The following is a 13,311-nucleotide window of genomic DNA, read 5'->3' on the forward strand; positions in this document are numbered from 1 at the left end:
TGCCTCTCACTACTGCGGCGGTCCAATGTGACGCAACCGTGGCCGTCCCTCCGCCCCATCTGCACTCCTAAAGCCGGCCGACTTCCGCAGCATGCGGGGCGTTCGAAGGCGACCGAGCAGGCTGCGGCGCCTCAACATACCCAGCTCACTCGCCCGCCCTGGAACCCTTCGCGGCATGCTGCCACCCTGTTCCTCAGCACTCTTCCGCATATTGCCAAGCGCGCACGATGCAGTTCGTGGAACCGTCTAGAATAGTCGTTCTTCGCACCTCACTGACTGGATTTATGCGCTCGCGAATCGCCAAACGCCTCCCCCCTGATGCCGACAAGCTCGTCGGCCTCTCGCTCGCGCTGTTCGCGTCGGGCAGTCGCACCGAAGACCGCTTCTGGGAGACGAAGCTCGACACGCTGCTTGCGAAGATCGTCCGCAACGGTAACCAGACGACGCTCGACGCCGCGCTCGACCATCTCCAGCAAAACCATCCCGACGCCTACGGCGCGCTTGCCGACATGGCCGAAACGCACAGCGAGTCGTTCATCGTCGAGCACGAGGGCGTCCAGTACGAGGCGCTCCTCATCGCGGCGCCCGTGCTCGCCTGGACGCGCTATGTGATCCCGTCCGGCCCGCTGAAAACCGAGCCGGCGGATGCGCTGCGCGCGCATCTCCAGGCACACGTGCTCGCAGGCGACACGCGCGTCGCCATGGCACCGTATCTGTATAGCATCGACCAGTTGCCGCGCCACCACGTCGAAACCTGGCGCATCGCGCAGCAGCTCGCGCAAGCGGCAATGAGCGGCAACAACGCGCGAATCAATTTCGGAGAACTGCCCGAAACGTCGCCCATTCTCGCGGACCCGCGCTTCCTGCTGGCTGTGGTCGCGGCACCGGTGGGTGCTCCGCTCTTTCGCTGGCAAGAGGAAGAGCACGGCGTGCGAATCGAGCGCAGTCAGTGCCTCGAGCAATGGGCTACGCAAGGCGGCGCCAATCTGGCGCTCGTCCTGCCCGGCTGCGAATTCGAATGCTTGTTGCCGGACGCGTACTACTCGGCTTGCCGCGACGCCGACGAGCGCGTTCGCCCACATACCGTGCGCACCGCCGTGCGTTATCTGTTCGACACCATTGGCGCTGCGCCACAGGAACTGCGTGCGGTCGTCGCCGGCTTTGGCGAGCGTCGCATCGACGAATACCGCATTGGCTTCACGCGACGCGGCAGCAATGACGTGATCTACGGCGTCGTCTGGCCGCTGTATGGACGCGAAAACGGCGAAGCGGAGATTGATGAGGAACCGGGCGAAGAGCAAGCCGCCGACGGCCCGCTCGAAGAAATCGTCGCCCTCCTGAAGGAAACGGGTGTCACCGATATCCGCCGGCATGCGGGTCGCTTCGAACCGGAATATTGCGACGATTGCGGAGTGCCGCTCTATGCTGATCCGCTAGGCGAAATCGTACACGCCGAAATGCCGGAAGACGCAGAGCCTGCACAACCACATTTTCATTAATTGCGCATAATCTGACGCAAGCCCCGCCGAGTGCGGGGCTTTTTCTTTTACATTAATTGATCCTATGCCTTCTGGCCAGGCCGATTTTCCGAAAGCTTTTTGTCATAATCCTTGCGGTGCCACATCGCGAGCTCCCGGATTCCCCGGGGATGCGCGCATCGCGACACATGGCATGGCAAATAGGAGAACGAACGCAATGCGATTCGCTGTATTTAACCCTGACGCAGAACGGCGCGAGGGACTTAAGGCGCTGTTGAGACAAATCGACCGACAGGCGCGCTTCATGGACGTAGTGGACTGGCGCAGCGCCGATCGGGCCGTGCGCCACTGCACCCTGGATCTGATTGTCATTGACTGGCACGAAGGCATGCGCCTCGGCGACGTACAGGCCTTCGTGAGCGCATATCCACGCCTGCGCCTCGCAGTCGTCATAGACAGAGGATCGCCGGGACTGGCCCGAAGCCTGATCGACAAGGGCGTACCGGGCGTGATTCCGCGCTCTATGGACGCGCGCCTCATTTTGCGTGCGCTCGAAATGGTGATGCTGGGCGGAGAGTACTTGCCCGCTGACGTACTGAAGCCGGGAGCGGCAGGGAATGGCGACCGCCTTCAACGGCGCGGATCCCAACTGTCGGTCCCACCAAAACGAGCCAGACTTTCAGGCGGCTTGTCACCCCGGCAGGAGCAGATCATGCGATGCGTCCACATGGGCAGCACGAACAAGATGATCGCGAAAACTTTGGGTATCAGCGAAGGTACGGTGAAGATCCACCTCGCGTGCATTTTCCAGCAACTTGGCGCGCCCAACCGCGCTGCGGCCGTGGCCATCTACAACGGCTGGCTTTCGTCGCAGCTTCAGGTGCTGAGTGACGATGCCGCACTGACACCGAAGCCAGTGCCGGGCGAGCCAGGTCCCGTGCCGTTGCGCAAACGAAGGAAGCCGTCTTTCTCGTATCCGTTGCCAGACGACAACATCGCAGAAGATCTGCCGATGGCCGCTGAGCCGACGCCACCCTTCGATGCATCGGCGCCAAACCCGGACGAGGAGACGAAGGAAGAATGATCGCGCGCACAGACGGCTGTGGCTGGCATGGAATGCGCTCACACGTTTTGTCGTCCAACGAGTAATATGAGACACATGGGTTTCCTCTACACACCGCTTCCGCTATGGGTCGCCGCCGGTGCCTGGATCACCGCCGCTGGTCTGCTTGCGCTCGCGTTGTGGCGAAACCCTTTCAAACGTCTGCACGACGCCACGCTGCAACACGTCTGGCTCGCGATCATCGTCGCGGTATCGGTGCTCTGGGCGACCAACGCGTGGCTTGAGGACGGCACGGTCATGCACGTCCTCGGCGCTACGCTTGTCGTTACGCTGTTCGACTGGGCGCTTGCGCTCGTCGCGATGGCGGTAGTCACCGGCCTTGCCGCGCTCGTCTTCGACGCATCGTGGCAAGGTATCGCGCTGACATTCCTCGTGTTCGGCGCGCTACCCGTTGGTGTTTCGGCGCTGCTCCAGCGCGCGGCAGTTGCATGGTTGCCACGCAACCTGCTCGTCTTCATCGTGAGCCAAGGTTTCGTGGCACCCGCGATTGCCGTTACCGTCGCGGCATACGCTGCGCTCGGCACGCACATCGGCCTGGCGAACGGCTCGATGCTGGTCGTGCCGGCGGGCTACGCCTTCAGCGTACTCGTGCTCGCCTCGGGTGAAGCGTGGTTCACCGGGATGTCCACCGCGCTGATCGCTGTCTATCGCCCGGCTTGGGTCACTACGTACGACGTGCGACGCTACAGGCTCGGCGGCCCTCGCACCTGACACGCGGGGACGCAAGGCTCGTATTAGTGCGCCCCTTCGTGGAACTTCGGTAAGCGTTCTTCGGCACTACCCATACAAGAGGTGCACTGCCACTGTGGATGGAGCGTTTCGCCACCGCCAACCTTCGATCAAAACCATCACGAGACGAGCCAACACACAGAAACACAAAAAATTCGAATGGGGATTGAACTACCTTTGCCGACCCGGCATCTTATGTCTTCTGACGTTCCACCCCGCCTCTAACTAGATGGATCGAACCCAAGCACACCGCCGGTGGCTGCGGTTGGTCGGCCCGCTGGCGGCTTTCGCGGCAAGCCTTTCGCTTGTATGCGCCAAGCCTGCATGGGCCGATCAGCTCGAACAGCACAACGAACTCGTCAATCAATTCGTGAACCAGATGCACGCGGATCCGCTCGTTGCGGACTGTGCTGCGCATGGCAACTTCGTCGCGAGCACCTCGACCGCATTCGACCACGTCGAATTCCCGCCCAGTTCGTTCGACAGCTCGCACTCTTCCGTCACCCCCTGGAACGATTCGTTCGATGAAGGCAAGCAGCGCGTCAAGGTCGATACGATCGTGACCGTGGAAGGACTGGGCGTTTCGCAGAATGGCTCCAACGGTCCGTTCCAGCTCAAGTTCCGCTGCGGCTACGTCGGCCAACAGATGCTGGCGTTCAGTTGGAACGACCCCGTGCCGCCCGCGAAGCCACGCGCAACCCACTCCGTGAGCAAGAAGGGGAAAGGCAAGCACGCCGCGACGGGCAACGGATCCACACGGAAAAACGCCAGAAAGAACAGCTCAGGCACGAAAAAGAAGCACTGAGCACGAGGCTTCAAGATCTCCACCGTTGCCCTGCCGCCTCGCAAGGCCGCAAATAAACGCGGCAGCGGAGCGCCGCGCCGCGTCACCGCTTCTCGCGCGACGGGCAACGTGGCGACCCACCCGCCGCCGGCCACATCTACCTCCACCTCAGAAATAAAACGGGGAATCCGCCTCCTGCAGATTCCCCGTTGGTTCTCTGGCGCTATCGCCAAACGCGGTCAATCGAACGTCTCGACGTGTCGCAAGACTGCCTGCAGCAGTGCGGCACCCAGCGCCGCACTGCGTTCGCCGTTCCATCCCACGCGCTCGTCCGGCAGGTTTGCATTGTCTTTGAACGGCATTTCAAGCGTGAGCGAAAGACAGCCGAAGACATTGCCGATGTACTTCGACGCAAGTTTCAACGCGTCCTCGCGATACTTGCTCGCGGCGTAACCATGCTTGTCCTGGAAGTCCGGGCTCGCCAGCTTGAAGGACTCGATGAACGCCTGCTGCTCCGTACGCTGCCGATCAGTGAATCCGGGCAGCATCTCGGACCCCGCCACGAACACATACGGTAGCGCTTCATCGCCGTGGATATCGAAAAACAGATCGCAGCCTGTCGCATGAATCGCGTCGCGCACGTGCAGCACTTCAGGACTGCGCGCGGCGTCGGGCTCCATCCATTCGCGGTTCAGATTCGCGCCCACGGCGTTCGTGCGCAGGTTACCGTGCACACTGCCGTCCGGATTCATGTTCGGTACGATGTAGAACACCGCATGATCGTAGAGCTTGCGCGCCACGGGGTCGCCGGCCCAGTCGCCCCAACCGGCCAGCCGCTTCACGAGTCCCTCGACGAACCATTCGGCCATGGTTTCGCCCGGATGCTGCCGCGCGATGATCCAAACCTTCTTCTTCGGCTTGCCGTTGGCGCGCGCCGCTTCCGGCGTACCGAGCGTCAGCAGGGAGACCGGACGCCCTTCGAACGTCGTACCCAGTTCCATCAGCGCCGCGTGCGGCATCTGCTGAACCGCGCCCAGAAACTCCGAGTGGCGCTCCTCGCTATACGGCTCGAAATACGCGTAGTAGACGCGGTCGAATTCCGGCGTGTGATCGATGGTCAGTACCCGCCCGTCGTACGAGGTCGGCACGCGGAACCAGTTCACGCGGTCGTAGCTCGCAACGGCCTGGTAGTCCCGCCAGCCCTCGGCGAATGCGCACGCCGACGCGTTCTCGAACGTCATCACGCAGCGTTCGCCGCGCGCGCCAGAGAGACGAAAGTAGAACCATTGCGCGAACTCCGACTGATTGTCGGGCCGCACGCGCAGACGGATATCGGCGGCGGCGGTGCAGGACACCACTTCGATGGCACCCGCGTCGAAATTGCTGGTGATGGAAAGCGTCATGGGATAACTGCTCCTTGGCCGGTGCGTCAATCGGCCGCCCGGCGGCGGAATACGTATGTCGAATCGTTCGATGCTGCCTTGTCGAACGCGTAGCCTTCAGCGTCGAAACCCTTGAGCGCGGTCGGCTCGTCTATCCGGTTCTCGACTGCGTAGCGTGCCATCAAGCCACGCGCGCGCTTGGCGTGAAAACTGATGATCTTGTAGCGCCCGCCCTTCCAGTCTTCGAACACGGGCGTGATGACGGGCGCATCCAGCAATTTCGGTCGCACCGAGCGGAAATATTCGTTCGAGGCGCAATTGACGAGCACGCGCGCAGCCTTCGTCCCCGCCTTCTCGTTGCGCACGAACTGTTCGTTCAGTGCATGCGTGATGCGCTCGCCCCAAAACGCGTACAGGTCTTTGCCGCGCCCATTGGCGAACGGCGTGCCCATTTCGAGGCGATACGGCTGCAGCAAGTCGAGCGGGCGCAGCAGCCCATAAAGGCCCGACAACACGCGCACATGCTTCTGGGCGTAATCGAGGTCGGCGGCTGAAAGCGTCCTCGCGCTGAAACCCTCATACACGTCGCCATTGAATGCGAGCACCGCTTGCCTCGCGTTGTGCGTACCGAATGCCGGCGACCAGTCCGCGAAGCGCTGGAAGTTCAGCTGCGCGAGCGGGTCCGAAATCTTCATCAGCGTAGCGATCTGTTGCGGCGAGAGGCGGCGCAGACCGTCGATCAGCTCGGCTGCGTCATCGACGAAATGGGGAATGGTGTGCTTGCGGATGTGCGGAGGCGTTTCGTAGTCCAGCGATTTGGCCGGCGACAGAACGATTATCATAGAAGCTTTCAGGCACGCCGTGCCTGCAGGACAAAGACGAAAGCCCGATTGTAGCGAATGTGACGAATGCCCGGTTCCCAAGATCCGACTCCAACCCACCCGACTCGCCCGCCGCGCGTCGTACTCGATTCGAACGTCTGGATCGACATCCTCGTATTCGACGACCCACACACGCGGCCCATTCATGCCGCGCTGGAAACAGGCGCACTGCAAGCCGTCGTGGACGGACGCTGCTTCGCGGAACTGGCACGCGTGCTCGAGTATCCGCAGTTCGCGCAGCGTGCGGTCGACAAGGCAGCCGCGCTCGCCATCGTCGAGCGGCTGACGCTGCGCGTCGAGCGTGCCTCGCCAGTGGAAGGCGCAAAACCGCTGCCGCAATGCAAAGACCGTGACGATCAGAAGTTTCTCGAACTCGCGCATGGCAGCGGCGCCGCATGGCTGGTCTCGAAAGACCGCGCCGTGCTCAAGCTCGCCAAACGCATGACGCGCGACTTCGGCCTGCAGATCGCTCCACCCGCGCAGTTCGTCGCGGCCTGTCTTGCGGTCGTCGAGTCCACCGGGCCCCACGAGCCCGTGCCGGCATGAGCGCCGCACGGGGACGGCAGCGCACGATGCGCGGCGATTCCCTACAATCGACGTTGCTTTCCACCGACTTTCCACCCCGAGCCATCCGCCACACCGCGCCATGAACGCACCGCACGACACGCCGCCGACGACGCCCGTCTTCCCGTCCCGCCTGCCGAATGTCGGCACGACCATCTTCACCGTGATGAGCGCGCTCGCCGCAGAACGAGGCGCGGTGAACCTGGGCCAGGGATTTCCCGACTTCGACTGCGATCCGCGCATCGTCGACGCCGTCGCAACGGCCATGCGCGACGGTCACAACCAGTACCCGCCCATGGCCGGCGTCGCACCGCTGCGCGAAGCGATCGCGGACAAAATCGCGAACGTCTACGGTCGCCGCTACGACGCGGCCACCGAGATCACCGTCACGGCCGGCGCCACGCAGGCGCTGCTCACGGTCATCCTCGCCACGGTTCATCCCGGTGACGAAGTGATCGTGATCGAGCCGACCTACGACAGCTACCTGCCCTCCATCGAACTCGCGGGCGGCAAGCCGGTGTTCGTCACGCTCGAGGCGCCGGAGTACGCGATTCCGTTCGACCGGCTCGCCGCCGCCATCACGCCGAAGACACGGCTCATCCTCATCAATACGCCGCACAACCCGACGGGCACCGTCTGGCGCGCTGAAGACATGCAGCGGCTGCAGGAGATCGTGCGCGGCACCAACGTGCTGATCCTCTCCGACGAGGTCTACGAGCACATGGTGTACGACGGCGAGCCGCACGAGAGCGTCGCCCGCTACCCGGAGCTCGCCGCGCGCAGCTTCATCGTGTCGAGCTTCGGCAAGACCTATCACGTGACAGGGTGGAAAGTGGGCTACGTCGCGGCGCCCGCCGCGCTCAGCGCCGAGTTCCGCAAGGTGCACCAGTTCAACGTGTTCACGGTGAACACGCCGATGCAGATCGGCCTTGCACAGTACCTGCGCGATCCGGCGCCCTATCTCGAGCTGCCCGCGTTCTACCAGCGCAAGCGCGACTTCTTCCGCGCCGGGCTCGCGAACACGCGCTTTCGCCTGCTGCCCTGCGAAGGCACTTACTTCCAGTGCGTGGATTACTCCGCGATCAGCGATCTACCCGAAGCGGAATTCTCGAAGTGGCTGACGACCGAAATCGGCGTGGCCGCAATCCCGGTGTCGGCCTTCTATCACGAGCCGCACGAATCGGGCGTCGTGCGCTTCTGTTTCGCGAAGAAGGAAAGCACGCTCGCGACGGCGCTCGAGCGGCTCGCGCGGCTCTGACGCCGGCCCGATGCAATGAGCGCGACGACGATCAGACCGGCCCTGCCGTTCCCGCCGTCGCGCAGCGCCCCTTCACGTACGTTGCTGCTGCATGGCCTCCACATAAGCCTTGCGGTCCGCGCTGACCCGCTGCGCCGCCGGGCGCTCGCCCACCACCTTCACATAGCGCTTCCAGTCGATGCCCGCATCGAGCAGGAAGTCACGCCCGTAGATGGTCTGCGTGGCCATGCCGACGGGCGGCAGGCTCACGAACGCCGCCGTATCGGCCACGCAGAACCGCTCGCCGCGCAAATAAGGCGCGAACTGCGCCAGTCGCATGAAGCCCGCGATGTGATGCGTCAACAGTTTCTCGGTGCGCGCCTTCGTGGCGTCCGTGATCGTGCCGCCGAAGAACGCTTCCTTGTACAGATTGCGCGCGACGAGTTCGAGATGCGTCTCCACGAACGCAATGAGTTCTCGTTCCTTCGCGGCCTCCCACGGGTCCGCGGAGAAGATCTGCCGGTCCGGGTAGCGCGCCGCGAGGTATTCGACGATCACCGCCGACTCGCACAGATCGCCCTCGGCGGTTTCGAGCCACGGCACCTTGCCGAGCGGCGAGTGCGCGAGCACCGCCGCTTCCTGCGACGGCTGCACGGACACTTCCTCGAACGGGATGTCGTGTTCGAGCAGGACGAATTTCACCTTGTTGTAGTAATTGGACAGCGCAAAGCCATGCAGACGAATCATAGGGTTTCCTTCCGGGTGGGCAGGACGGCCGGAACCGCTCTGCGAATCGTGCCTGTTAGTGTCTATGGCCAAGGCTGGCCCTCACATCATAAAAATGCACGAGCGTGCTATTCTAAACCGGACATGGAGTCGAGCATCAGATGAATTCACCGCACGTCAACATCGAGACCATCGGAATCGTAGGCACCGGCGCCATGGGCCGCGGCATCGCGCAGATTGCCGCGCTCGCGGGCCTCACGGTCCGTCTTTTCGACACGAATCCCGAGGCTATCGAAGCGGCACGCACTTACCTCGGCGAAACGTTCGCGAAGCTCACGGCCAAAGGCAAGCTCAACGACATTGAAGGCCGCGCGGCGCTCGAACGCGTGACGGGTACCCCATCCATCGAAGGCCTCGCGGATTGCGACCTCGTCGTGGAAGCCATCGTCGAAAACCTCGAAGTGAAGCGCAAGCTGTTCCGCGATCTCGAAGCGGTGGTGAGCGGCCGCTGCATCCTCGTGTCGAACACGTCGTCGCTCTCCATTACGGCGATTGCCGCGGCGTGCACCGATCCCTCGCGCGTGGCCGGCTATCACTTCTTCAATCCCGTGCCGCTGATGAAAGTGGTCGAGGTGATCGACGGACTGCGCACGAACCCGGCCGCCGGTGACGCGCTGATGGACCTCGCCCGCCGCATGGGACACACGCCGGTGCGCGCGAAGGACATGCCCGGTTTCATCGTGAACCACGCGGGCCGCGGCATGAACACCGAAGGTCTGCGCGTGGCGAGCGAAGGTGTCGCGAGCTTCGTCGAGATCGATCGCATCATGCGCGAGCAGGCGGGCTTTCGGCTGGGACCGTTCGAGCTGCTCGACCTCACCGCGCTCGACGTATCGCATCCCGTGATGGAGTCCATCTACCACCAGTTCTACGAGGAGCCGCGCTTCACACCGTCGCCGATCACGGGCGTGCGGCTGGCCGGTGGGCTCATCGGGCGCAAGGCCGGCGAGGGCTTTTATCGTTACGCGGATGGCAAGCAGCAGGCTCCTGAAGAAGCGCCTGCGCCCTCCACGCTACCGCAACGCGTGTGGGTGAGCCGAAGCCACCCCGAAGCACGGGAGGCCGTACTGCAGTTTCTCGCCAAAGCCGATGTCGCACTCGACGACGGCGCACACCCCGCCGCCAACTCGCTGCTCGTCGTTACGCCGTTCGGGCTCGACGCCACCACCGCAGCCGTCGAGGAAGGGCTCGATGCGAGCCGCGTCGTAGCCGTAGACGCGCTCTTCCCGCTCGTTAGTGCCCAGCGGCGCACGGTCATGACCACGCCCGCTACCACGCGCGAGGCACGCGATGCAGGCCACGCGCTCTTTGCGTCGGACGGTGTACCGGTCACCGTGATCCGCGACTCGACGGGCTTCGTGGCGCAGCGCGTGGTCGCGACCATCGTGAACATCGGCTGCGATATCGCGCAGCAGCAGATTGCATCCCCGCAAGACATCGACCTCGCCGTCACGCTGGGCCTCGGCTACCCGCGCGGGCCGCTCGCACTTGGCGACGCGCTGGGCGCAAAGACCATCCTCACGATTCTCCAGAACATCCATCGCGTGCTCGGCGATCCGCGTTACCGGCCGTCGCCCTGGCTCGCTCGGCGCGCGCAGCTCGGCATGTCGCTCGCGCAACCCGATGCCGCCGACAGCGCCCAAGCCGCAGGAGCCGCCCGATGACCGCCGAACTGCTCACATCGCGGCCGGCCGGCAGCGAATCCACGCTCGTGATGACGCTGTCGAACCCGGGCGCGCGCAACGCGCTGCATCCCGACATGTACGCGGCGGGCATCGAAGCGCTCGATTCGGCCGAACGCGATTCGTCGCTGCGCGCCATCGTGATCACGGGCGCCGACAACTTTTTCTGCGCCGGCGGCAATCTCAACCGGCTGCTGGAAAACCGCGCGAAAGATCCCTCCGTGCAGGCCGAAAGCATCGACCTGCTCGCCGAGTGGATCACGGCACTGCGCCAGTCGAGCAAGCCTGTGATCGCGGCCGTGGAAGGCGCCGCGGCCGGCGCGGGTTTTTCGCTCGCGCTCGCGTGCGACCTGCTCGTCGCCGCCGACGACGCGAAGTTCGTGATGTCGTACGCGCGTGTCGGCCTCACGCCCGATGGCGGCGGCTCCTGGTTCCTCGCGCAGGCGCTGCCGCGCCCGCTCGCCACCGAGGTGCTGATCGAAGGCAAGCCCATCGGCGCGACGCGCCTCGCCGAAGTCGGCGTGGTGAACCGGCTCGCGAAGCCGGGAAGCGCACTCGACACCGCCATCGACTGGGCCGACGACCTCGGCAAGCTCTCGCCGAATTCGACCGCGCGCATCAAGGCGCTCATTGATGCAGCGGGCACGCAGACGCTCGAAGCGCACCTTGTGGCCGAACGCGACAGCTTCGTGGCGTCGCTGCATCATCGCGACGGGCTGGAAGGCATCACGGCGTTTCTCGAGAAACGCGCCCCCGTCTACAAGTGAGCGAGGCCACGCCATGAGCGGATTCACCCTGCCCAAACGCCGCCGCATCTATCTGATGCGTCACGGCGACGTGACGTACTTCGATGCATCGGGCCGCGCGATCGATCCCGAAAGCGTGCCGCTCAACGCGAATGGCCGCGTCCAGGCCACGGCCGCGGGCGATCTGTTCGCGGCGCAAGGCATCCGCTTCGATCGCGTGATCGTGAGCGGCCTGCCGCGCACGATGGAGACGGCGCGACGTGTGCTCGCGCAGACCGGCCAGACCATCGAGCCCGAGATCGAGCCCGCGTGGGAGGAAATTCGCGGCGGCAAGCTGGCTCATCTCGCGCCCGAAGACATCGAGGCCTCGTTTCTCAGCGTGTTCGATGGCGTGGTTGCGGAAAGCACGCGCTTTCTAGGCGGCGAGAGCATTGGCGAACTGCTTGACCGCGTGCTGCCAGCCATCGATACCCTGCGCCGCGACGCCGCCTGGGACACCGTATTGCTCGTGCTGCACGGCGGCGTGAACCGCGCAATTCTTTCGCACGCGATCACCGCGGGCGGCCGCGCATTCTTCGGCCACCTTGCGCAGGCCACCGGCTGCATCAATGCGCTCGACCTCGGCGCCGAGCCACGCGACTGGGTCATTCGCGCGCTCAACCACTCGCCTCCCTCGCCGCTGCACCGCGACGTGCGCCACACGACGATGGAAATGCTCTACGCGCAATACGTCGAATACATGAAGCACCGCTAGCGCGCCCAACACACTCAAGATACGCAACGCAAGGCGCCCGACCTGGAGGAGACAATGGCACACGCCACCCCGGCAGAAAACACAGCACAACAGGCGGACTACTCGGCATTCGAAGGCACGCGGCCCGTGGCCGAGCGCCAGCGTTTCGATGCGGCTGCGCTCGAAGCGTGGCTCGCAGGCCATGTCGACGGATTCTCCGGCCCGCTTACCGTCGAGCAGTTCGCTGGCGGTCAGTCGAACCCCACGTTCAAGCTTGTCACTCCGTCGCGCAGCTATGTGATGCGCGCGAAGCCTGGACCGAAGGCGAAGCTGCTGCCTTCCGCACACGCGATCGAACGCGAATACCGCGTGATGGATGCGCTCGCGGGCACCGGCGTGCCGGTCGCGACGATGCTCGCGCTGTGCGAGGACGAAGCGGTGATCGGCAGGGCGTTCTACGTGATGGCGTTCGTCGAGGGCCGGGTGCTCTGGGACCCCTCGCTGCCCGGCATGTCGACTGACGAGCGCGCCGCGATCTACGACGAGATGAATCGCGTGATCGCCACGCTGCACAACGTGGTGCCGGCCGACGTGGGCCTCGCCGATTACGGCAAGGCAGGCAACTATTTCGCACGCCAGATCGACCGCTGGAGCCGTCAGTATCAGGCCTCGGAGACCGAGCCTATCGAGGCCATGCAACGCCTCATCGAATGGCTGCCGCAGCACATGCCCGACGACGCCGCTGCGCGAACCACCATCGTTCATGGCGATTACCGGCTCGACAATCTCATCTTCGACCGTCACGCACCTCGCGTGCTGGCCGTGCTCGACTGGGAGCTTTCCACGCTGGGCGACCCGCTCGCGGACTTCGCCTACCACTGCATGGCATGGCACGTCGACCCCGCGCAGTTCCGCGGCATTGCGGGCCTCGACCTCGCGGCGCTCGGCATTCCGGACGAAGCCGCTTATGTGCGGCGCTATTGCGAGCGCACGGGGCTCGACGTTCGCGGCGACTGGAACTTCTATCTGGCCTACAACATGTTCCGTATCGCCGCGATCCTGCAAGGCATCATGAAACGCGTCGTGGACGGCACGGCCGCGAGCGCCCAGGCCGCGGACGCCGGCCGCCGCGCGCGGCCCATGGCCGAACTGGCCTGGCGCTACGCGCAGAAAGTGCGCTGAGCTA

General features: G+C 64.3%; 13 protein-coding genes. 10 read left to right on the forward strand and 3 right to left on the reverse strand.

The genetic code is table 11. The features are described 5' to 3' along the window. The first annotated feature begins 284 nt into the window (after nt 1-284). From PXJ20_RS17350 to PXJ20_RS17365, 4 genes are all read left to right on the forward strand, one after another. Nucleotides 285-1,499: a DUF2863 family protein gene (locus PXJ20_RS17350; protein WP_126878532.1), complete on the forward strand. Its 1,215-nt coding sequence runs from the start codon at nt 285-287 to the stop codon at nt 1,497-1,499. 196 nt (nt 1,500-1,695) lie between these two features. Beyond that, the gene (locus tag PXJ20_RS17355) at nt 1,696-2,562 is read left to right on the forward strand and encodes a helix-turn-helix transcriptional regulator (RefSeq protein WP_421030618.1); all 867 of its coding nucleotides are present in this window, start codon (nt 1,696-1,698) and stop codon (nt 2,560-2,562) included. A 75-nt stretch (nt 2,563-2,637) separates the two neighbouring features. Continuing rightward, on the forward strand, nt 2,638-3,312 hold the full coding sequence (locus tag PXJ20_RS17360; RefSeq protein WP_017774438.1) for an energy-coupling factor ABC transporter permease: 675 nt from the start codon (nt 2,638-2,640) through the stop codon (nt 3,310-3,312). 247 nt (nt 3,313-3,559) lie between these two features. Continuing rightward, complete coding sequence (locus PXJ20_RS17365; RefSeq protein WP_421030617.1) at nt 3,560-4,135, forward strand: BspC domain-containing protein; 576 nt, start codon at nt 3,560-3,562, stop codon at nt 4,133-4,135. A 218-nt stretch (nt 4,136-4,353) separates the two neighbouring features. On the opposite strand, the gene PXJ20_RS17370 is transcribed toward PXJ20_RS17365, so the two are convergent. Together PXJ20_RS17370 and yaaA are read right to left on the reverse strand one after the other, a co-directional pair. Next, nucleotides 4,354-5,517 carry a M14 family metallopeptidase gene (locus PXJ20_RS17370; protein WP_421030616.1) on the reverse strand — a complete coding sequence of 388 codons (1,164 nt, stop codon included), beginning with the start codon at nt 5,515-5,517 and terminating at the stop codon, nt 4,354-4,356. 26 nt (nt 5,518-5,543) lie between these two features. Then, on the reverse strand, nt 5,544-6,338 hold the full coding sequence (gene yaaA, locus PXJ20_RS17375; protein ID WP_017774435.1) for a peroxide stress protein YaaA: 795 nt from the start codon (nt 6,336-6,338) through the stop codon (nt 5,544-5,546). A gap of 66 nt (nt 6,339-6,404) precedes the next feature. Between yaaA and PXJ20_RS17380 the strand changes: the two genes are divergently transcribed. Both PXJ20_RS17380 and PXJ20_RS17385 read left to right on the forward strand, forming a co-directional pair. Then, entirely contained in the window at nt 6,405-6,923 is a 519-nt protein-coding gene (locus PXJ20_RS17380) for a putative toxin-antitoxin system toxin component, PIN family (RefSeq protein WP_199543912.1), read from the forward strand. Nucleotides 6,924-7,023: 100 nt separating this feature from the next. Further along, on the forward strand, nt 7,024-8,199 hold the full coding sequence (locus PXJ20_RS17385; RefSeq protein WP_421030615.1) for a pyridoxal phosphate-dependent aminotransferase: 1,176 nt from the start codon (nt 7,024-7,026) through the stop codon (nt 8,197-8,199). 72 nt (nt 8,200-8,271) lie between these two features. On the opposite strand, the gene PXJ20_RS17390 is transcribed toward PXJ20_RS17385, so the two are convergent. Beyond that, nucleotides 8,272-8,925, reverse strand: a complete 654-nt coding sequence (locus PXJ20_RS17390; protein ID WP_413213443.1) for a glutathione S-transferase — start codon at nt 8,923-8,925, stop codon at nt 8,272-8,274. Nucleotides 8,926-9,065: 140 nt separating this feature from the next. On the opposite strand from PXJ20_RS17390, the gene PXJ20_RS17395 reads away from it, so the two are divergent. The 4 genes from PXJ20_RS17395 to PXJ20_RS17410 are packed head-to-tail and all read left to right on the forward strand — an operon-like array spanning nt 9,066 to nt 13,307. Then, the gene (locus tag PXJ20_RS17395; RefSeq protein ID WP_421030614.1) at nt 9,066-10,628 is read left to right on the forward strand and encodes a 3-hydroxyacyl-CoA dehydrogenase; all 1,563 of its coding nucleotides are present in this window, start codon (nt 9,066-9,068) and stop codon (nt 10,626-10,628) included. After that, complete coding sequence (locus PXJ20_RS17400) at nt 10,625-11,413, forward strand: oxepin-CoA hydrolase, alternative type (protein ID WP_199543915.1); 789 nt, start codon at nt 10,625-10,627, stop codon at nt 11,411-11,413. The genes PXJ20_RS17395 and PXJ20_RS17400 overlap by 4 nt, the downstream gene beginning before the upstream one ends. Nucleotides 11,414-11,426: 13 nt before the next feature. Further along, nucleotides 11,427-12,146, forward strand: a complete 720-nt coding sequence (locus PXJ20_RS17405; protein WP_421030613.1) for a histidine phosphatase family protein — start codon at nt 11,427-11,429, stop codon at nt 12,144-12,146. 54 nt (nt 12,147-12,200) lie between these two features. Next, complete coding sequence (locus tag PXJ20_RS17410) at nt 12,201-13,307, forward strand: phosphotransferase family protein (RefSeq protein ID WP_421030612.1); 1,107 nt, start codon at nt 12,201-12,203, stop codon at nt 13,305-13,307. The last annotated feature ends 4 nt before the right edge of the window (nt 13,308-13,311 follow it).

Source organism: Paraburkholderia sp. A1RI_3L (genome assembly GCF_048957895.1).
Classification (GTDB): Bacteria; Pseudomonadota; Gammaproteobacteria; order Burkholderiales; family Burkholderiaceae; genus Paraburkholderia; species Paraburkholderia kururiensis.

Coding starts and splice junctions, on each gene's coding strand:
- PXJ20_RS17350 (WP_126878532.1), top strand. CDS start 285: ATGCGCTCGCGAATCGCCAAACGCCTCCCCCCTGATGCCGACAAGCTC.
- PXJ20_RS17380 (WP_199543912.1), top strand. CDS start 6,405: ATGCCCGGTTCCCAAGATCCGACTCCAACCCACCCGACTCGCCCGCCG.
- PXJ20_RS17385 (WP_421030615.1), top strand. CDS start 7,024: ATGAACGCACCGCACGACACGCCGCCGACGACGCCCGTCTTCCCGTCC.
- PXJ20_RS17395 (WP_421030614.1), top strand. CDS start 9,066: ATGAATTCACCGCACGTCAACATCGAGACCATCGGAATCGTAGGCACC.
- PXJ20_RS17410 (WP_421030612.1), top strand. CDS start 12,201: ATGGCACACGCCACCCCGGCAGAAAACACAGCACAACAGGCGGACTAC.
- PXJ20_RS17405 (WP_421030613.1), top strand. CDS start 11,427: ATGAGCGGATTCACCCTGCCCAAACGCCGCCGCATCTATCTGATGCGT.
- PXJ20_RS17370 (WP_421030616.1), bottom strand. CDS start 5,517: ATGACGCTTTCCATCACCAGCAATTTCGACGCGGGTGCCATCGAAGTG.
- PXJ20_RS17400 (WP_199543915.1), top strand. CDS start 10,625: ATGACCGCCGAACTGCTCACATCGCGGCCGGCCGGCAGCGAATCCACG.
- yaaA (WP_017774435.1), bottom strand. CDS start 6,338: ATGATAATCGTTCTGTCGCCGGCCAAATCGCTGGACTACGAAACGCCT.
- PXJ20_RS17390 (WP_413213443.1), bottom strand. CDS start 8,925: ATGATTCGTCTGCATGGCTTTGCGCTGTCCAATTACTACAACAAGGTG.
- PXJ20_RS17355 (WP_421030618.1), top strand. CDS start 1,696: ATGCGATTCGCTGTATTTAACCCTGACGCAGAACGGCGCGAGGGACTT.
- PXJ20_RS17360 (WP_017774438.1), top strand. CDS start 2,638: ATGGGTTTCCTCTACACACCGCTTCCGCTATGGGTCGCCGCCGGTGCC.
- PXJ20_RS17365 (WP_421030617.1), top strand. CDS start 3,560: ATGGATCGAACCCAAGCACACCGCCGGTGGCTGCGGTTGGTCGGCCCG.